Consider the following 19,998-nt stretch of genomic DNA (forward strand, 5'->3'; position numbering starts at 1 on the left):
GTTGATATGTCTCGCCCCCGTTGTGAGCGCTGTGCGCGACCGCTTGAGCATTGCTTGTGTGCGCTGATTCCGAGCCTGCCAAGCCATACACAGGTGCTGATTCTGCAACACCCAAGCGAGGTCAAGCATGCGCTGAATACCGCACGGTTACTGGCCTTGGGGTTAAACAATGCGCAGTTGTGGGTCGGTGAGCAGTTTGAGCAACTGGCTGATTATCTGGCGCAGCCGGGTTACCGCAGCTATTTGTTGTTTCCGGGAGAGGCGGCGCAGTGTTTAGCGGATGTGCGCGAAGAGGCGAATGGCACGCCAATTCGCCTGGTGGTACCCGATGGCACCTGGCGCAAAGCGCGTAAGTTGCTGTACCTGAATCCGGCGTTGGAAAGCCTGCCGCGCGTGACATTGCCAAGCGGCCAACAGTCGCGCTATCGCCTACGAAAAGCACCGTCCGAGGGCGCATTGTCGACGATAGAGGCGGTAACCGTTGCGCTGCAAATACTCGAGCCAGAACAATCATTCGCCGCGCTGTTACGACCGTTCGAGGCATTGATTGAGGGGCAGATTAGCGCCATGGGCCAGCAAACCTTTGTGCGTAATCATTCAAGCAAGGATTAGGCAACCTCAGCGTTCACGTAGCGCCTCGGTACGGGCTTTCAGTACAGGCTTGAGCAGGTAATCGAGCACACTCTTATTGCCGGTGATGATGTCGACCGTGGCGATCATGCCGGGGATGATTATCAGTGGCTGTTTATCAGTGCCTAAATGGCTTTTATCGGTGCGCAGTTGGATCAAATAGAAGCTGTTGCCTTCATCATCGGTGATGGTGTCCGCGCTGATAAGCTCCAGATTGGCCTTCAATCCGCCATAGATTGTGTAGTCATAAGCGCTGAATTTAACCATGGCTTTCTGGCCTGGATGGAGAAACGCTACATCTTGCGGACGGACCTTGGCCTCGATCAGCAAATTGTCTTCCAGCGGCACAATCTCAAGCATGTCGCTACCGGGCTGAACCACGCCGCCAATAGTATTGACCTTGAGTTGCTTGATGATGCCATTGACCGGCGAAATGACCGTGGTTCTGCTCACTCGGTCGTCAATTGCCGAGCCACTGGCGTTGATCTTTTTCAGGTCGGTGCGGGCATCGTTAAGTTCCTTGAATGCGTCGGAGCGAAAGCCCAGCTCGGACTCTTCAATCTTGCTTTTGATCTCGCTGATGGCCGACTCTGCCCTTGGAATCGCCAGTTTTGTTGCTTCAAGTGAGCCTCGAACTTCAACCGCGCTGCGTCTTAAACGCAGAATTTCCACTTGTGAAATAGCCCCTGCTGCGACCAACGGTTGCGACATATTCAGCTCTTGCTGAATTAAACCGAGGCTGGAGCCATATTGCTGCGCCTTGGAGCGGAACTCGGCGAGTTCTTGGGTCTTTTGCCGCAGTTGTTCACCGAGCGTACGTTGTTCACTCTGCAGGCGTTGTTGTCGTGAGTTGTACAGTCCAGCCTCATCTTCGGCCAACTGCGGAGCACTGCGGGTTATTTCTTCGGGCATCGCTAGTGGCCGGCCTTCAGCTTCGGCACTCAAGCGTTCGACGCGGGCAATCAGCGCCAATCGGTCGGCATCACTTTCGCCTTTATTCGAGCGAAAGCGGGTGTCATCGAGACGCAGCAGTACATCGTTTTTGTTAACCACCTGGCCGTCACGGACGAAAATTTCGCTGACGATGCCGCCTTCGAGGTTCTGTATCACTTGAATTTTGCTGGATGGAATGGCCTTGCCTTGACCGGTGGTGACCTCATCAAGCACCGCGAAATTGGCCCAGACCAAGGCAGATGCAATGCAGGCAGTGACTGCCCAAATGGTGATGCGGGCAAACCACGGCGTGTCTTCAAGGACCGCGCCGTCGATTTCAGGCATGAATTCGGTGTCTTCTCTGCGCCCTTTGCTGGCGGAAAAGTAGTTGCTGAGAATCTGCTGGCTCATGACTTTTCCTTAACCCGCAGCCGGGCCTACTCGGCCTTTGCGCAATGCTTCGATTACCGACTCTTTAGGGCCGTCGGCGACAATACGCCCGTTATCCAGAACGATCAGCCGGTCCACTAAGCTGAGCATCGAGGCGCGGTGGGTGATCAACAGCAAGGTTTTACCTTGGGTCCAGGTTTGCAGGCGGTTGCGCAGGATCTCTTCACTGCTGTTATCCATAGCGCTGGTGGGTTCGTCGAGCAACATGATCGGTGGGTCAAGCAGCATCGACCGGGCCATCAATACAGCTTGGCGTTGGCCGCCGGAAAGCAACTGACCGCGTTCGCCAACTGGGCGATCAAAGCCTTGTGGGTGTTGCTTGGCCAGTTCGTTGACTCCGGTTAACTCGGCGACTTCGAGCATGCGCGCATCACTGGCATAGCGTGCGCCCAAGGTCAGGTTGTCGCGCAGGCTGCCAGAGAGCAGCGGTAAGTCATGTGAGACGAAACCGATCTGGTGCCGTAAGTCAGCCACATCGAGTTGACGTAGATCCAGATTGTCGAGCAGAACCTGACCTTCCGCAGGTGTGTAAAAAGCCATGATCAGCTTGGCCAATGTGCTTTTGCCCGAGCCACTGCGACCAATAATGCCAACCCGTTCGCCCGCTGCCAGTTGCACGCTGACATCGCTCAGCGCAGGGCTGGACTGGTTGGGATAGCTGAAGCTGACTTGGCGAATTTCCAGCGCTCCAGACAGATGTGTACGTTCCAGTGGACGCTGTTTAGCTTGGCGCTCTTGCGGCATGGCCATTAGCGCATCGGTACTGGTCATGGTCAGGCGTGCTTGCTGGTAGCGGGTAATCAACCCGGCAATTTGCCCAAGTGGCGCCAATACCCGGCTGCCTAGCATGTAGCACGCAACCAGAGCACCGACGCTAAGGTTGCCAGCAATGATGCTGTAAACCCCTGCAACAATGGTTGCCATGCCTGCAAACTGCTGTAAAAACAGGGTGCCGTTAGTTGCCAGTGAAGCGAGAAAACGTGCGTGAGTATCAAGTCGGGTGAGGGCGCCGTGGGTTTTCTCCCATTCATGCTGACGTTCACTTTCGGCGCCACAGGCTTTGAGGGTTTCCAGCCCGCCAAGGGTTTCGATCAACAACGCCTGACGCTGTGAGGCCAATGCCAAACTTTTTTCCACCGTGTCGCGCAATTGCACTTGGATGATCCAGGCAAATATCGCGGTGATTGGGAAGGCCAGAATCGGAATTACCACCAACCAGCCACCCAGCAGGCCGATGACGGTAATCATCAGCAGGGCAAACGGCAGGTCGATCAGGCTGGTCAAGGTCACGGCGGTTAAAAATTCGCGCAGCCCCTGAAAATCATGAATGCTTTGCGCAAAGCCGCCAATGCTGGTCGGGCGTGAGGTCATCGACATTCCGGTAATGCGCTCGAACAAGGTTGCCGAAAGCACCACGTCAGTTTTTTTCCCTGCGGTGTCGAGCAGATGCGCGCGAAGCACGCGTAGCAATAACTCAAAGCTGGTGCCGATAAATAAACCAATGGCTAATACCCACAAGGTCGCAGTGGCTTGATTGGGCACCACGCGATCGTAGGTCTGCATGACGAACAGCGGCACCAGCAAACCCAAAAGGTTGATGAGCAAACTGGCGAGAACGGCATCGGCATACAGCCAGCGGGACAGTTTTAAGGTGTCGCGAAACCAGGCTTCAATTCGAGGCACAAGCGGCTGTCTGGCCTCTTCGAGTTGATGTCGGGGGCGTGCAAATAACGCCAGGCCGGCGTAAGCAGCCTCAAGCTCGGCACGGCTGACAGGTTGTTCGCCGCCGTCTGCTTCACAGGGCAATATCAGCGCGTTATCGGCATCAAGCCACTTATGCAACACAGCACTACGACCGTCTTTCAGCAGTAATAGCACCGGTAAGTTAAGCGCCGATATTGCGTTCAATTCGCGGCGCAGCAAGCGCCCCTGCAACCCTGCTCGGGCCGCAGCACGGCTAAGCAGTTCAGGAGGCAGAGACTGCTTGGGCATGGGTAAGCCCGCACTCAAGCTACCGCGGCTGACGGTGCAGCCGTGTAGCTTGCATAGAATCAGCAAACCATCCAGTAATGGATCGTCGTGACTCACGCGCGGGTCGCTGTGGCTTTTAGGCAACTCCATGGTTGTCAAAGTTACTGCTCCTCGCGCTGGGCTACTTCATTTCTGGCAGACGGGCTTCGCTTTTTACTTCGCTCAAGGCGATGGCTTCGGCCGGAACGACAACCTGTTGTTGCTGAAGCAGTTCACCGATGGAAGCGACGACCCGGTACATCGAAAACTCTTCGGTGTAACGCACATCGGTATAGCGCCGGTTGGCCGTGAACAGTTCGTTTTCACTGTCGAGTAAATCGAGCAATGTGCGTTGCCCCAGGCTGAATTGCTGCTGGTAGGCTTCACGAACGCTGGCGGTGTAGTTCGCATAATCACGCGCTTTGGGGGTTTGCAGTCGCGCGTTTTGCATGGCGTTCCAGGCCAGTGACAGGTTTTCGTTGATTATCCGCAATGCGTTGTTGCGGATGTCCATCGATTGGTTGACCTGGTGAGCAGTGGACTGCATCCGCGCTTTGTCGCGCATGCCGTTGTACAAGTTGTAGTTCATCACCACCGCAGCTCGCCACGTGTTGTAGTGGCCTTCATCACCCTGAATGTTGTTGTCCGCTGTGGTTGCCAGTTCACCATCGAAGCGAGGGTAGAAAGGTGATTTGGCAACCTCGTATTGTTTCTCTGCGGCATTGACATCAGCTTGTGCGGATTTCAAGTAGGGGTTGGACGCCATCATGGTCTGGCGAGCAACCAGTAGATCGGCCGGCATGTTGCCTTTGATGGTGGTTGGACTTTCCAATTCATCAGCTGGACGGCCAACGGCGCTGTAGAAATTTGCTTCGGCGTCAGACAGGTTGACTTGCTCGGTATACAGGTTGTTTTCAGCCAGTGCCAAACGCGCGCTCGACTGGTCGAAGTCCGCCGTGCTGCCAACCCCTTGCCGGCTGCGCAGGTCGATTTGATCGTTGATGCGCTGGTGTGCCTGCAGGTTATTTTTCGCCAGGGTGACCATTTCACGGCGCTTGAGCACATCGAGATACACCTCGACGGTGCGTAGTGCCAAGCTCTCCGCAGTACCGCGTACGTAGTAGGCGCGAGAGTTGACCACCGCCTCAGTGCGCGCAACTTCGTTGGGGGTATTGAAGCCATCGAAGAGCATCTGCCGCAGGCGTAACTCTGACGTCGCGTAGTTCAGGGTTTCGTCATTGTGATTGCCAGCAAAGCGTGTGCTTGGGCTGTCGGTATTTTCCCGGCCGTAGCCTGCCAGCAAGTCAACGGTGGGGTGATAACCACCTTTGGCGATTTTGACCTCCTCGTCTGCCGAGAGTCGGCTATTCATCCCGGCATGCAGTTCCGGGTGGTTGTCGAGGGTGCTTTGAATGGCTTCAGTCAGCGACATCGCCTGAGCCTGTGAATAGGTCAGCGCTAAAACGATGCCGCTGTAGAGTAGGTTTAATGCGCGCATGTGGAGAACTCCTTTGTTCCGTGCCCTAGCTTTGTCGCCAATAAGTTGACGATTTTTAGTGTTAAACCGTTTCAGGTTTGTAACAACAAAGCTAAGAACAACTTTGGCGCGACCTCATAAAGATTTCTCACAAGCCTTATTGCTAAAAAATCTTAGGCACTCTGAGGAAAACAGCACATTGTTACTGCTAGATGAGCCAGCAAATAATGGGCTTGGCGCATTTTTTAAGTTTTTGTGCAGCAAAGGTGCAAGGGCGAATACCAAGAAATAAGTATTAGGGCGGGGTTGATTCAGATGGACGCTGCAGGTGACTTGTTAAGCGACATTTTTTTGGCATGGTCTGTTTTTTGAGTGCGTGTTGCGCCATTTGAATCTGTTTTTTTGTAACGCTCGATAGCTGAAATTTGTGTATTCGTCTTCTAACAGATGTGCCGGTAAATACCGGCCGCCGTAATGAGGGCGAGACCATGGCGACGTTGATTGGTGTAGTTACCCAAGTAGTTGGCGAAGTATTCGCCGTGGCCAGCAACGGTTCCCGGCGTCCCCTGGCTGAGGGGGATCGCTTGTATGCAGGGGAACAGATCATTACAGGCTCTGCTGGCGCGCTGGCGGCCAAGCTCAGCAATGGAGAACTGCTGACTCTCGGCCGTGACAGCAGCCTTAATCTTTCCGAGCAACTGCTCGCTCATTCCGCAGACCGCCCAAGCGTACCGGAGCAAGACACAGCCGTTGCTGCGCCGAGTGCCAGTGACTTAGCCGATGTAGAAAGGCTGCAGGCCGCAATCGAGGCTGGGGTTGACCCGACTCAAGAAGCAGAGGCAACTGCGGCGGGTCCCGGCAGTTCGGGCGGCGCTGGTAGTGCCGGTGGCGGGCACAGTTTTGTTTTGCTGGATGCGGTGGGCGGTGCACTCAATCCTGACATTGGTTTTCCCACTGCGGGCTTCAACAATGGACCTGAATTCGTCGATCCAGACATTATCGCCGACCCACAGGCGCCGGTTGCGGCCACGCCAGAACCGCCAGTCGAACCACCCGTTGAACCTCCGGTTGTGGTTCCGCCGGTAGAGCCACCTAATTTCACCCCCGTGGTCACGGTGAATTATCAGGACTTTATCGGTAGCGTGATTGCCGGACCGGCAATCGTCGAAGAGTCCGCGCTAGCCCAGGGCACCAATCCTGCGAGTAATGGCGAACAAGCCAGTGGCACGTTGGTGGTCGAGTCCCGCGATGGCGTATCGGCGCTTGAGGTCATGGATGTAAATGGCAACTGGGTGGACGTAACTCAGGGCGCAACCGTGCAAGGCCAATATGGGGTGTTGACGGTTGATGCCAATGGCAATTGGAGCTATGTGCTGAGCACCAATACGCTGGATCACACTAACCCCGATGCGACAGGCGCTGATGATCAGGTGGGGGAAAGTTTCAACGTGCGGGTCACTGACCTCGATGGCGATGTTTCCCCCATCGCGACCTTAGACGTGCTGGTCAATGATGACGGGCCGATTGCTGCGGTGGGTGAGGCTGCGCAGATTCACTTGTTTGTCGATGAGGATGAAACCACTGAAGGCAACACCGATGGCGATAGTACCACCAATATCACCTCAGGTGCGCCGGGTACGCTCAATACCCTCGTCAACTTTGGTGCCGACGGTGTGGGCGCATTCGGTCTGTCGAACAGTGGCGCTGCAATCAACTCCCTTACAGCCCAAGGCCTGACCTCGGGCGGCGCAGCTTTGAGTTACAGCGTGACTGGCAATACCTTAACCGCAATGGCCAACGGTGAAACCATTTTCACCTTTGTGGTGGGGGCCGATGGTAGCTACAGCTTCACCCTTAGCGGGCCCGTTGATCACCCCGTTCAAGACGGCAACGACGACGAACTGTTGAACTTCCCGCTGGATCTTTCGGCGCTGATTACTGCAACCGATGGTGATGGCGACTCTCTATCCATGGGCTTCCCTGCGGGTAGTTTTACCGTCAACATAGAAGACGATGTGCCGGTATTTGCCGGGCCTTCAAGTATTCAAAACGCCAGTAACGTGTCAGTTGCCGCCGCTCAGCCGTTTGGCGTACATGGCAATGTGCAGGAAGATGCGCTGAATACATCAGCAGGTGCGCCTTATCAGGGCAACCCCGAAGGTGGGCAAACGGTGACCGCGCACGGTGATGCTGGCGTGCTCAGCAGCTTGGTGAAGTTTGGTGCCGACGGTCCTGGTGATTTCTTCCTCAATGCAGATGTCAGCCAGCTCAACGCCCAAGGCTTAACCAGCGGAGGCACGGCGTTAAGCTACTCGGTTGTCGATAACACCCTTACCGCCAGCGCTAACGGTCATACCATCTTCACGCTGACCGTGACCGCGACAGGCGGTTATGACTTCGTGCTCAAAGGCCCGATCGACCACCCGATTGTCGATGGCGATGACAGCGAAGATCTGTCAGTCCTAAGTATTGATTTCTCAGCATCGCTTGCCGTGACCGATGGTGATGGCGACCCTCTAGCTGGCGGCTTCCCAGCCAATACCTTTACCATCAATATCGAAGATGACGTACCGGTTGCGCAAAACGCAACCGCTCCGTTGATCCTTGATGATGAAGGTTTGCTTGGCGGGATAAATGGCGGCGATGGTGACACTCCAGGCGCCGCAACAAGCGTCAGCGGTACGCTCAGTTATGCAGCGGGTGCCGATGGTTTGAAGTCGGTGGTGCTTCGCGGTCCGGATAAGCTGGGTCAGGAAGATGTTGTCTCGGAGTGGCATGCCAACAGCAACACGCTGATCATCTCCTCCTCGCGTGGTGATCTGGTTTCAATGGTGCTCAACCCCGCGACTGGCGCCTACACCCTGACCTTGTTGCAGCCGGTGCTGCATGTCGAGGGCGGTGCAGAAAATGATGCGTTGCTGAATATCGACTTCACCGTCACCGATGGCGACTCGGATGCAGTAACCAAAACCCTGCAAGTCACCATCGACGATGACACGCCAACGATTGAGCAAAGCGCTCTGGCTGAGAGTTCCTTTGTGACCTTCAATGGCAGCGACGCTGGATACGCCAATAGTTATGGCTACTACGTTAAAAATCCGGACGGATCGCCAGCGGGTGGCAAGGTGATCTGGGCAAACGTTCATGATGTGGATGTGGGACAAACCGCCAGCTTGAATGGCTTGAACCCTGAAGATGTTGGCTTCTTCATCATTCCAAACGGTGCTGCAAATGCCAGCCTGGTCGACGGCGCCGAACTGACTTTTGCCCTGGTTGGTGGCCTGTGGCAGGCGCAATTCAATGGCACGGCCCTCACCGGAGCAGACGGTGCCAATGTGTTGTTCAGTGATGCCGCGCTTAATCCGGGCGGTGCGCACTTGCAGGACACTGCTGACCCTGGCAACCAGAACTGGGAAGACCAGACCCTGAGTTCCGACTATGACTACAACGACGTCAGCACCTCGGTCACCTGGGGCGGGCAGTTGCAGGTTGATGAAACCTATCTTGATATTGATGCCAATCGTGACTTTAGCGGCATATTCAATGTTCAAGCGGGGGCTGATGGCCTGCGCAGTCTGGAGTACTCGCTGAGCATTGCGGCCCCATCAGGTACCGTCGATTCCGGTTTGGTCGACTCGCTGACTAATCAGGCGGTATTGCTATCGATCAATCCCGCTGGAGCGGTCGAGGGGCGTACCAGCTCCGGTGACTTGGTATTCACTGTCAGCGTAAGTGCTGCCGGTGTCGTTACCCTTGATCAAGCACGGGCGATTGTTCACCCAACCAGCGAACCTGATGAAGTTAAAGTGCTGGGCAGTGACCTTGTCCATCTGACTGCAACCGCAACCGACAAGGACGGTGACTCGGTTGGCAGCACGCTGGATTTGGGCAAACTGATCAGTTTCAAGGATGACGCGCCGACTGCGAATAACGATTTTGCGCAGCCGCTGACCGAAGGCAATGCCAGCAACGTCGCCTCCGGTTCCGTGCTGACCAACGACTTGGCGGGTAATGATGGCGGCAAAGCCTTTGTTGGCTGGAATGGCACGCTGAACAGCGCAGCCATGGCCGAGCTGAGTAAGTACGGCACCTTGGCGCTAAACGACGCAACTGGCGAGTACAGCTTTACCCTCAATAACAGCGATCCAGACACCATTGCGTTGGCCGATGGACAGGTGGTTAGTCAGAATCTCGAATACACCATGCGCGATTTCGATGGCGATATTTCGACCGCGACGCTGACGATTAAAATTGTCGGCAGCGACACTGGTGTGACGGTTGAAGGCTTGAACGTAGAAGGCGGTGAGCTGACCTTCAACGAAGAAAACCTGGCCAACGGCAGCTCACCCAATGCAGCACTGCTGAGCGATGGCGGCACCTTCACCATCACTGCGGGCGATGGTATCTCCAGTATTCAGATTGGCAGCAGCAGTTTTACCTTCGCACAACTGCAGGGCGCTACTGTAGGTGCTCCGCTGAGTGTCGACAGTCCGGCGGGTGTTCTGCATATCACGGGCTTCACCGGTACCATCGGCGGCGGCACTGTGAGTTATTCATACACCTTGCAAGATCCGTCGATGCATCCAACTGCCGACGGCGAAAACTCCATCGTCGAGCAGTTTGCAATTAAGGTTACCGACCTTGATGGCGACACTGACACTGCGACGCTGGATGTGACGGTGATTGACGATCTGCCGACCGCCGTTGATGACAAGCCAGCCTGCATTGTTCAGTCGACGCAGCCCGAGGTGAATCTGACGTTGGTGCTGGATGTTTCCGGCAGCATGCAGGGCGCCAAGCTGACTGCGTTGAAGGCTGCGGTAGCTAACCTCGCGCTTTCCTATGCCGAGTTGGGCACTGCGGTACATATCAACTTGATTACCTTTGCCGGGTCGGCATCAGAAATAGGCGACTACAGCTTCTCATCGGTCACTGATCAGGGCTATATCGACTTGCTCGCCAAGGTGCAGGGCTTGGATGCGAGCGGCAATACCAACTATGAAGCCGCACTCAACGTTGCTAAAGCGGAAATTGGCAATGACCTGATGGCATTCGGCGCTGACTCTGCGCAGCAAAACAAGCTGTATTTTATTTCCGATGGTGAGCCTACTGCGGGCAAAACTGGTCCAGCGCTAACCAACTGGATCAATAACAACTGGAGCAACTTCATCGGCAATATTGACGGTGATAATGATCCGGCGACTAACAGCTTCCAGGCGTATTCGGTTGGCATCAGTTTCACTGGCTCGTATCTGCAACAGATCTCTAGCAGCAATGTGGTGATCAACACTACGCCGGAGAATCTGTCGGCGACGCTTGCTGATCTTGCGGGTGTGGGTGGCGATGTTTCAGGCAACGTGCTGGCTAACGATCAACCGGGCGCGGATGGTATCGACCATATCCAGTCGATCACCGTTGGCACACAAACATTCAGCTTGAACGTTGCTGGCAATGCCATCGTTACCAGCGGGGCTGGCCCGGTCACATACAGCTATGATGCAACCACCGATAAACTGACGCTGACCACTGCCACCGGTAAGTTGACCATCTATCTCGACAGTTCACCTGGCCACGCAGCAGGCGATTTTAGCTTTGCCGCCAAAGCTAATCTGGTGTTTGGTGAAACCGGGCAAGTCACCCAAAGCTTTACTTACACCGTGCTTGATGGTGATGGCGATCCAAGCAGCGCCAATCTGGATATCTGTATCCGCAGCGACCAATCCGTGCTGGTTGTCGGTAACAACGCCAGTGACTTTGGTACGGGCGTTGACAGTTCGACCACACCGCACTTTATCGCAAGCCCGTTTGACAGCGATGGCAAAGGGTTGATCGCAGGTGTGGGTGGCAAGGACACCTTGATTGGTGACATCGGCGGAGCCGGGGAGCCAACGGTTGACCCCGCGAAGAACTACAACATCGCATTGATCCTCGACCGATCAGGCAGCATGGCCGACGATCCAGATGGACAGGGTGGCTACAGCAGCCGTTTGAACCTGCTCAAGGATGCCGTGCGTTCGTTCCTCGATAAACTCGAAGCACACCCGGGTAATATCAACATTGCCTTGGTGGTGTTTTCATCGACCTCATCGATATTGCTCAGCGGTTCGCTGGAAGAGGTGCAAGCGGCGCTAAGTGGCAATAAGGATGCGCTGGACAAAGTCACTGCAGACGGTGGCACCAACTACGAGGCAGCCTTTCAAACCACTAATGGATGGTTTGACGGCATTGAAGGTAATAACTATGAAAACCTGGCGTACTTCCTGACTGATGGTGACCCAACCATCCATAACAATGACACCAGCAATACCGGCAGCACCGTCAATATTAATGACGTGAACCGTGCGCTGGATGACGCCAGTACTTTGATGGGGCGTGCCGAGTTGCATGCAATTGGCATCGGTTCAGGTATCAACAGTGATGTGCTGCGTTACTTTGATAATACTGACCAGCTTACCGGCAACGTCAGCACCAATGTGGTGGGCGGTACGGTGCAGGCGCAAGTTGGCCAGCCTGAGATTGTGCTGACAGCTGACCAGCTCTTGGCAACGCTTGACCCGGGGTATGTGACACCGGGGGAGTTGTCGCCATTGGGTGATGATCATCTGGTCGGTGGCGCTGGCAATGACCTGATCTTTGGTGATGCATTGAATACCACCTGGATCGCCGGTTATGAAAGCACAGCACCGAGCTTCCAGGTGCTGATTAGCCATCTAACCAATGTTAATGGCGGCACGGCACCCAGTCAGGCGCAACTCATTAGTTTTATCGAAACCAATGCTGAGGCTCTGGGCCTCTCGGTGCCAGATTCGGGTGGTGATGACCTGCTCGAAGGTGGCAGTGGCAATGATTGGCTATTTGCCCAAGGCGGCGATGATCTGCTGATTGGTGGCATCGGCGATGACCAGATGTTTGGTGGCCTGGGGGCTGATACCTTTGTCTGGAACAGCGCTGATCGAGGCAGCGGTTCGCATGATGTGGTGCACGATTTCAGCGTGGCTGAGGGTGATGCATTGGATCTTTCATCGCTGCTGGTCGGCGTGGTTGATAGCAGCAGTGCGGCTGAACTCAGCGCCTATTTGAGTTTTGCCCCAAGCGGCAGCGACACGCAAATAAATATCTCCAGTTCAGGGCATGTAGCAGACGCTGGCAGTATTGATCAGACGGTGACCTTGGCCAACGTCACCTTATCTGGCGGCGATAGCGCGAGCATTATTCAAAACATGCTGGATAATCACACGCTGGTGTCGTGAGATTTTCTGCCTGGCAAGACGCTGTTTTTTCAAACAGCGTCTAACCTTAATCAAGCCCGCCAGTTGAAAAGCTGACGGGCTTTTCTGATCTGCGCAAGGTGGAGCTTATGGTTTATGTTCAGCTTGATGAGAAACAACGAATTTTGCGAGTCGAGCAAGAACCGTTTTCGACCATGACAGTAACCTTGCCGCAAGATAACCCGGATGTGCAGGCATGGATGGCCAGCCATGCCTTGAATAATCGACTGATTGACTTGCAACGCTCCGACCTGGAAATGGTGCGGGTGCTTGAGGATTTGGTCTCGGCGTTGGTCGATCGTGGTGTTATCCGTTACACCGACTTGCCTGAGGCGGCGCGGCGCAAGCTGCATGTTCGTGCTGAAGCGCGGGCAAAACTGGATGGGTTGAGTGGCTTGTTAGGTGATGCTGACGAACGCATCTCATAGGGTATGCCAACGCGAAGCTTGTCCACCATGAATCAGGCACCGCAAGGCTCAAGGATTAGCCAATAGTGCGGACTTGCTGAACAGTAAAGGGTGGATGAAAGAGCGTCTTCCACCTTACAAAAACAGCTTCATGAACCCGTCCAAGGGGTTGGCGCGCCAATCAGGCGACCCATTGCTCCCTCAATACCTAATTCTTTGAGCACATTGAGTTCCGCTTCAGTTTCGACCCTCTCGGCAATCAATGGCAAGTCGATGCTGTTGGTTGCACGGAATATGGCTTCGATAAACAGACGTTTGTCACCCTCCTGATCAATTGCACGAATGTAGCTGCCGTCAACTTTAAGGTACGCCAGACCTAGATGAGTCAGGTTGCCGATCAAACTGAAGCGACCCCCAAAGTGCTGCAGACCAAGGTGGTAACCCGTGGCTCGAATTTGCTGGCCAAGCGCTTCCAGTTCAGCCGCTGGCGGCAGGTGACGCTCATCCAGTTCCAGGGTCATGAATGTAGCTTGTTCAGGGTGCTGTTCAAGTACGTCCAGCAGTTTGGCCCAGCTTTCTGGCTCGCGCAGGGTGGCTGCCGACAGGCTCAAGGCGAGCGGGGTCGGGTGCAATGCCAGATGCTTGAGGCTGTGCTCAAGCATCGCCAGGTCAAATCGTGCAGCCCAGCCTAACCGTTCAACCCAAGGTATAAACTGCCCAGCGGCGATGGCTTCACCTTGCGGGTCTATTAGTCGCGCCAGGACCTTGTGATGCATCAGCTTGCTGATGTCGTCACACTGGCTCACGGCCTGAAAGTACAGCTGGACTTTGCCACCCACTAACGCCTCGTCGATCCATTTGCGCCATTCGTGGATACCTTGACCCGTTGTCAGGTTGAAGTCATCCAGGCGTTCCCAGGGTTGTTCTGGATTTTTACTTTGTGCCTGCGCGAGCGCCTGATCAGCGCGGCCGATGACAGTGGCGGTGCTTTCTCCCGGGCGGTATGCGGCAATGCCTATGTGCGCCACGGGAATACAGTCACTGGCGCCCGTTTGGTACAGACTTTCCAGTTGCTCGCTAAGTTGCTGTGCAAGTTTGTCGACATCTTCGCTGCTCAGGCCTGGGGCGAGCAGGGTGAACTCACCACCACGGCTACGCGAGGCCAACCAGGCGCGGGCGTTACGCTGCTGCAAAATATGCGTCAGTTGCCCGCCAATCGCCTGAATCAATCTATCGGTTTTTTGCCCGCCAAGGCGCTGGTTGAGGCCTGCAAGATCATTGACCCGCAAGAACAACAAATAGCCGTCGGTATTTTGCTCGGTCGCCTCGAGTTGCTGAGTCAGCTTGAGGTCAAAGAAGCGCCGGTTAGCCAAACCCGTAAGGCTGTCTTGATAGGCTTCCTCACGCAGTTTTTCGCTGCGCGCCGCCTCTTCAGCAAACAGGTTTTTCAGCTTCTCGACCATCAGATTCATGGCCAGCACGACACGTTTCAGCTCGGGTGTACGCGGTACTTTCGGCATGCTTAAGAACTCACGCCGGGTAATTGCCTGAGCCTGTTGCACCATATTGTCCAGTGGTCGAAGCTGGGTGCGCAGGAGCCAGCCGCCCAATACTGCACTCACCAGGCCGCAGCCTAATAACCAGATAAGGCTGCCGATGGCGCTGTCCCATAATTTGGTCAAGGCAAATTGCGGATGACTCAGTACTTCAACCCGCGCGGCTTGCTCCCAGCCGCGCATGATCAAGGCGTCTCCGCCTTCCGGAGTTAGATCGACCAGATTGATAAACCAGGCCGGCACATTCTCTGGGGCCGTGGTTGTGCGTCGCTCGACAATGACGCGGTTGTCCGCAATGTTCACCACCCTGATCGTTGCGTAGTAACCGCTGTCAAATATCGAGCTGACCATCAGTTCGATCATCGCAGGGTCATCCACATGGGGCGTCAATGACAGCCCGAGTGAGGTTGCCGCATCCTGCGCGTGCGAACGTAACTGGCTCAATAACTGTTCGCGGGAGTTTTCCACGCCAGCAATGAAACTGCCGCTGAATGCCACCACCAGAAACAGGCAAATGGCGATGAACAATTGTTTAAGTAATGACATCAGGACCTCCTAGCCTTCGCCTATGGCAAAGCCTTCCGCACGCATTTTTTTTAGCAGTTCCTGCCAGCGCGATAATTTTTTAGTGTCACTTTTCTTGCTGTTAGAGCCGGGCAGATACACACCTTCAGCGTTGAATGCATACACCGGTAGCAAGTCCTTGCGCTGCGATGCCGGGTGAATTTCGCCCTTCAGGTTGTCGAGTACCAGCGGTTCGCTACTGGGGCTTGAGTAATACGTAAGCACCATATGCGCTTGATTTTGCTCAAGCGCTTTAACGTAGGTAATTCGCAGCTTCTCACTGGCAATACCGAGGCGGCGCAAGGTGAAGTACTTGGCGATGGAGTAGTCCTCACAGTCACCGGCGCCTTTCACCAGTGATTCGACTGGGGTTGCCCAATAGTCGGTTTGGCGCCAAGTACGACGATCATCGGCAAAGCGCAGTTGTCGATTAAAAAATGCATTAACAGTTTTTAGTTGTTGGCTCTCAGAACTTTGCAGATTGCTCTCGATAAGTTGCTGCCACTGCTGCAAGCGCTGTTCGGCTGGGCCAAGCGAGCCATAGCGGGCTTGCGCGTTGTGGATGATCAGCGCGAAATCCCAATTGGCTGCAGCCGTCGTTAACCCCAAGGCAAACACAAGCGCACCCAGCCATAAGTGGCTGAAGCGCTGGAGAACATTGCTGAACAGGCATGGCTGCATCTGCATCTGCTCGAATAAGGGTCGATCAAAGTCTAGGTGCAGTGATGGCTTTGTGCTTCAGCGGGCAAGTAAAAACACTCTAGGGTGTGACAACGCGAAGCTTGTCCACCGGGTGCGCCCGAAATATCTGCGTCGGTGATGGTGGAAGGATGAAGCGTCTTCCACCCTACGGTTATTCAGTGCAAGGGGCGAGCGTCTTGAACAGCTGCCGCGTAGGGTGTGACAACGCGAAGCTTGTCCACCGGGTCGCCCGAAATATCTGCGTCGGTGAAGGTGGAAGGATGAAGCGTCTTCCACCCTACGGTTATTCAGTGCAAGGGGCGAGCGTCTTGAACAGCTGCCGCGTAGGGTGTGACAACGCGAAGCTTGTCCACCGGGTGCGCCCGAAATATCTGCGTCGGTGATGGTGGAAGGATGAAGCGTCTTCCACCCTATGGTTATTCAGTGCAAGGGGCGAGCGTCTTGAACAGCTGCCGCGTAGGGTGCGACAACGCGAAGCTTGTCCACCAAGGTTGCGATCAGCGCTTGGCGGGAGGCGGGGTCGGTAGGGTTTTCTGGCGCAAGATATAAATGGTCACACAGACCGCGCTGGTCAGCATAAACAGTCTGGCCCAGAACATAGGCACCAGATAGCAGGACAAACCGATACTGAGCCACATTAAGCTGATCGAGTAGATTTTGGCTTTGCGCGGAATCCCTTCACCTTCAAGGTAATCGCGGATCCATGGACCTAATTGGGGGTGCTGGACCAACCAGTTATAGAAGCGCTCAGAACTGCGCATAAAACAAGCGGCTGCAAGCAGTAGAAACGGCGTGGTAGGCACCACAGGCAAGAAGATACCGATGACCCCGAGAGCTACGCTTAGCCAGCCAATGGCTAACAGGGCGTAGCGTACAGCGGGGTTACGGCTGTGTTTGATCTTACCCGTCATACGGACGGTGAGGGATCAGTGTTGGCGCGGCTTGAGCAGCGCTGGCTTTTCTTCCGGGGCATTGCACAGCAGAAACAGTGCAGTCAGCAGTTCAGGAATTTGCTCGACCATGCTGTCTACTAAATCGCGGTCATCGGCGATTTCGTCAAACTCAGGCTGCTCATCAAACAAGCCAGAGCCGACCATGATGGGTAGCAGTAACTCGCTGACTTCGTCTTCTGAGTCTTCGAACCAGACTGACTCACGCAGGAACACACCTTCCATAAACCCGATGCACCAGCCACGCAGGTCGGAATCGTCCGGGTCCTCGCCAAGGTCCAGCTCGCAAGGCATTTCAGGGTCATCATCACTCGCCAACTGGCGGGCAATGTGAGCTTTGAGCAGCACCAGCGTGGCTTCGATTTCTTCGCGCTCAGCGTCACTACGGTAATGAGGGGCTTCAGAGAACAGGGCGTCGATCCACTCACGCTCCGGCACCTGCTCCGTACAAATCGACAGGGCAGTGAGGTAGCCGTGGGCGGCGACGTAGTCCAGGGCTTCTTCGTGCAACTCATCAGCATCGAGGAAGGCTTGCAGGCGGGACAGTTGCTCGGCAAAGGACATCGTAGGGCTACCTTGAAGAAGTAAACGAGGCTGGATTCTAGTCTAGACAGCGCGCAGCGGCCATAGCTCAAGTTTAACCCATGCATAAACGATTGCAGAGTTGAGGGGGGAGATTACATGGTTTATTTGATCAGGATCATTGGTATAGCTCGGTTATAGCCTGAAAAGCTCCTCTGGCACGTACTTTTAGCCCATGTCGATACGTTAACCGTCGACAAATTTTAGATGCAAAATTTTCTGAGTCGAGCACGTGCGTATAATGCCGACCTCGATTTGGAGACCTTTCATGCAAGACCCGGCACAACGCATCCTTAAAGACATCTTTGGCTATGACAGTTTTCGCGGCCGTCAGGGCGCGATTATTCAACGTGTAGCCAGCGGTGGTGATGCCCTGGTGCTGATGCCAACGGGCGGCGGCAAGTCGTTGTGCTTTCAGGTGCCAGCACTGATGCGTGAGGGGTTGGCGGTGGTGGTTTCGCCACTTATCGCCTTGATGGACGATCAGGTCGCAACCCTTGATGAGCTCGGGGTGGCTGCGGTCGCATTGAACTCAACCTTGAGCAGCGATGCGCAACGCGACATTGCTGACCGGATTCGCCGTGGCGAAGTCAAAATGCTTTATTTGGCACCTGAACGCTTGGTTCAGCCGCGCATGCTGGCCTTTCTCCAGCGCTTGGATATTGCCCTGTTCGCCATTGATGAGGCGCATTGCGTATCGCAGTGGGGGCATGATTTCCGTCCGGAGTACTTGCAATTGGGGCAACTGGCCGAATTTTTCCCGCAGGTACCGCGTATCGCCCTGACGGCGACTGCAGATATGCGCACCCGTGAAGAAATCATCAACCGTCTGCACCTGCAGGATGCAGAGCGGTTTTTGTCGAGCTTCGACCGGCCTAATATCTTTTACCGGATTGTGCCTAAAGAGCAGCCACGCAAACAGCTGCTGGGGTTTCTCGCCGCGCGTAAAGGTGATGCGGGCATCGTCTATTGCTTGTCGCGTAAGAAAGTCGATGAAGTCGCGGCGTTTCTCAGCGCCCAAGGTTTTCCGGCGTTGCCTTACCACGCAGGCTTGCCCAGCGAGCTGCGTGCCTATCATCAAAAGCGCTTCCTTAATGAGGAAGGCCTGATCATGGTCGCAACCATCGCCTTCGGCATGGGCATCGACAAACCTAACGTACGCTTTGTCGCACATCTGGATTTACCCAAGTCACTGGAAGCCTACTATCAGGAAACCGGTCGGGCAGGGCGTGATGGTTTGCCCGCCGATGCATGGATGGCTTACGGTCTGCAGGATGTTTTGCTACTCAAGCAAATGCTCAATAACTCCGATGGGGATGAGCGCCACAAGCGGGTCGAGCAACACAAGCTCGACGCTATGCTGTCACTGTGCGAAGAGACGCGTTGTCGGCGGCAGGTGTTGCTTGGCTATTTTGATGAGGTTCTCGAAAAGCCCTGTGGGCACTGCGACAACTGCATCGACGGCGTACAAACCTGGGACGCAACCGAGCCTGCGCGGCAGGCGTTGTCGGCTATTTACCGCAGCGGTCAGCGTTACGGCGTCGGTCATCTGGTTGATGTGTTGCTGGGACGTGATAACGACAAAGTGCGCAGCCTGGGGCATCAGCACCTATCAGTATTTGGTGTTGGCAAGGATCGGGCTGAAAGTGACTGGCGCACCTTGTTCCGCCAATTGGTTGCGCGCGGTCTAGCTGACGTCGATCTTGAGGGCTTTGGAGGCTTGCGCTTGTCCGACAGCTGCCGGCCACTCTTGCGCGGCGAAGTGCAGCTTCAGCTGCGACGAGACCTTAAACCCCAGCAAAGCGCCAAGGCTTCAAGCAGCGCCGCCAGCCAGCTTGTGCGAGGCGAGGAGCGTGAGATGTGGGAGGCGCTGCGTACTCTGCGGCGCAAGTTGGCAGAGGAGCATGCGGTACCGCCTTACGTTATTTTTCCCGATGCAACCTTGCTTGAAATGCTCCGCAGTCAGCCTGGCAGCCTGAGCGAGATGGCGCAGGTCAGTGGTGTTGGTGCTCGCAAACTTGAGCGATACGGCAGTGCCTTTTTAGATGTACTCGGTGGCAAGGCCGAAGCGCCGCGGGTGGTCGCCGACATGCGCCATGAGCTAGTCAGCCTGGCGCGGGCAGGAATGACCCCAGAACAGATCGCCAGCCAGCTGCAATGCGGCACCAAAAGTGTTTACGGCATGCTTGCAGAAGCGATTAGTCGCCAGCAGTTATCACTTGATCAAGCTCTGGATATACCAGAAGAGCTGCTCGGGGAGGTGCAGGACGCATTTCTTGATGGTGAAGGCGAGCTGCCAGCCGTGACTGAAATCAGCCCGTTGTTCAGCGGGCGGATAGAAGAAGGCGTGTTGCACTGTGTACGTGCGGCGCTGCACGCTGAGTTTGAGGGTGGAGCGGAGTAGCCTCAAAGCGACATTTGTGTACTGGAATCCACATTTTGGAACATCTTGTAAGCCATTGACAGATA

General features: G+C 55.2%; 11 protein-coding genes. 4 read left to right on the forward strand and 7 right to left on the reverse strand.

What is annotated here, in order from left to right:
- The first annotated feature begins 6 nt into the window (after positions 1–6).
- The gene (locus B9K09_RS08465) at positions 7–612 is read left to right on the forward strand and encodes a tRNA-uridine aminocarboxypropyltransferase (RefSeq protein ID WP_087516393.1); all 606 of its coding nucleotides are present in this window, start codon (positions 7–9) and stop codon (positions 610–612) included.
- A gap of 6 nt (positions 613–618) precedes the next feature.
- Here B9K09_RS08465 and B9K09_RS08470 read toward each other — a convergent pair whose 3' ends face one another.
- Genes B9K09_RS08470 through B9K09_RS08480 form a run of 3 tightly spaced genes read right to left on the reverse strand, consistent with a single transcriptional unit; the run spans position 619 to position 5,521 of the window.
- Positions 619–1,974 (reverse strand): HlyD family type I secretion periplasmic adaptor subunit, encoded by a 1,356-nt coding sequence (locus B9K09_RS08470; RefSeq protein WP_087516394.1) that lies wholly within the window; start codon positions 1,972–1,974, stop codon positions 619–621.
- Positions 1,975–1,983: 9 nt separating this feature from the next.
- Positions 1,984–4,134, reverse strand: a complete 2,151-nt coding sequence (locus B9K09_RS08475) for a type I secretion system permease/ATPase (protein WP_371917451.1) — start codon at positions 4,132–4,134, stop codon at positions 1,984–1,986.
- 31 nt (positions 4,135–4,165) lie between these two features.
- A complete protein-coding gene (locus B9K09_RS08480) occupies positions 4,166–5,521 on the reverse strand; it encodes a TolC family outer membrane protein (RefSeq protein WP_087516396.1) in 1,356 nt (451 codons plus the stop codon).
- A 467-nt stretch (positions 5,522–5,988) separates the two neighbouring features.
- Here B9K09_RS08480 and B9K09_RS08485 point away from each other — a divergent pair, with 467 nt between their 5' ends.
- Together B9K09_RS08485 and B9K09_RS08490 are read left to right on the forward strand one after the other, a co-directional pair.
- Positions 5,989–12,750 carry a retention module-containing protein gene (locus tag B9K09_RS08485; protein WP_087516397.1) on the forward strand — a complete coding sequence of 2,254 codons (6,762 nt, stop codon included), beginning with the start codon at positions 5,989–5,991 and terminating at the stop codon, positions 12,748–12,750.
- Between the two features lie 107 nt (positions 12,751–12,857).
- Positions 12,858–13,196 (forward strand): tryptophan synthase subunit beta, encoded by a 339-nt coding sequence (locus B9K09_RS08490; protein WP_087516398.1) that lies wholly within the window; start codon positions 12,858–12,860, stop codon positions 13,194–13,196.
- Positions 13,197–13,324: 128 nt separating this feature from the next.
- On the opposite strand, the gene lapD is transcribed toward B9K09_RS08490, so the two are convergent.
- From lapD to B9K09_RS08510, 4 genes are all read right to left on the reverse strand, one after another.
- Entirely contained in the window at positions 13,325–15,277 is a 1,953-nt protein-coding gene (lapD, locus tag B9K09_RS08495; RefSeq protein ID WP_087516399.1) for a cyclic di-GMP receptor LapD, read from the reverse strand.
- A 9-nt stretch (positions 15,278–15,286) separates the two neighbouring features.
- A complete protein-coding gene (gene lapG, locus B9K09_RS08500) occupies positions 15,287–15,976 on the reverse strand; it encodes a cysteine protease LapG (RefSeq protein ID WP_157699333.1) in 690 nt (229 codons plus the stop codon).
- 518 nt (positions 15,977–16,494) lie between these two features.
- The gene (locus B9K09_RS08505; protein ID WP_087516400.1) at positions 16,495–16,908 is read right to left on the reverse strand and encodes a YbaN family protein; all 414 of its coding nucleotides are present in this window, start codon (positions 16,906–16,908) and stop codon (positions 16,495–16,497) included.
- A 15-nt stretch (positions 16,909–16,923) separates the two neighbouring features.
- On the reverse strand, positions 16,924–17,511 hold the full coding sequence (locus tag B9K09_RS08510; protein WP_087516401.1) for a YecA family protein: 588 nt from the start codon (positions 17,509–17,511) through the stop codon (positions 16,924–16,926).
- 286 nt (positions 17,512–17,797) lie between these two features.
- Between B9K09_RS08510 and recQ the strand changes: the two genes are divergently transcribed.
- A complete protein-coding gene (gene recQ / locus B9K09_RS08515; RefSeq protein WP_087516402.1) occupies positions 17,798–19,933 on the forward strand; it encodes a DNA helicase RecQ in 2,136 nt (711 codons plus the stop codon).
- Positions 19,934–19,998: the final 65 nt, after the last annotated feature.

Origin of the sequence: Pseudomonas sp. M30-35 (genome assembly GCF_002163625.1) — a bacterium.
In the GTDB taxonomy this organism is placed as follows: Bacteria; Pseudomonadota; Gammaproteobacteria; order Pseudomonadales; family Pseudomonadaceae; genus Aquipseudomonas.

What these genes read in the sequence shown, in the direction of transcription:
- recQ (WP_087516402.1), top strand. Translation starts at nt 17,798, where the DNA reads ATGCAAGACCCGGCACAACGCATCCTTAAAGACATCTTTGGCTATGAC.
- B9K09_RS08470 (WP_087516394.1), bottom strand. Translation starts at nt 1,974, where the DNA reads ATGAGCCAGCAGATTCTCAGCAACTACTTTTCCGCCAGCAAAGGGCGC.
- B9K09_RS08485 (WP_087516397.1), top strand. Translation starts at nt 5,989, where the DNA reads ATGGCGACGTTGATTGGTGTAGTTACCCAAGTAGTTGGCGAAGTATTC.
- B9K09_RS08465 (WP_087516393.1), top strand. Translation starts at nt 7, where the DNA reads ATGTCTCGCCCCCGTTGTGAGCGCTGTGCGCGACCGCTTGAGCATTGC.
- B9K09_RS08480 (WP_087516396.1), bottom strand. Translation starts at nt 5,521, where the DNA reads ATGCGCGCATTAAACCTACTCTACAGCGGCATCGTTTTAGCGCTGACC.
- B9K09_RS08510 (WP_087516401.1), bottom strand. Translation starts at nt 17,511, where the DNA reads ATGTCCTTTGCCGAGCAACTGTCCCGCCTGCAAGCCTTCCTCGATGCT.
- B9K09_RS08490 (WP_087516398.1), top strand. Translation starts at nt 12,858, where the DNA reads ATGGTTTATGTTCAGCTTGATGAGAAACAACGAATTTTGCGAGTCGAG.
- B9K09_RS08475 (WP_371917451.1), bottom strand. Translation starts at nt 4,134, where the DNA reads ATGGAGTTGCCTAAAAGCCACAGCGACCCGCGCGTGAGTCACGACGAT.
- lapG (WP_157699333.1), bottom strand. Translation starts at nt 15,976, where the DNA reads ATGCAGCCATGCCTGTTCAGCAATGTTCTCCAGCGCTTCAGCCACTTA.
- lapD (WP_087516399.1), bottom strand. Translation starts at nt 15,277, where the DNA reads ATGTCATTACTTAAACAATTGTTCATCGCCATTTGCCTGTTTCTGGTG.
- B9K09_RS08505 (WP_087516400.1), bottom strand. Translation starts at nt 16,908, where the DNA reads ATGACGGGTAAGATCAAACACAGCCGTAACCCCGCTGTACGCTACGCC.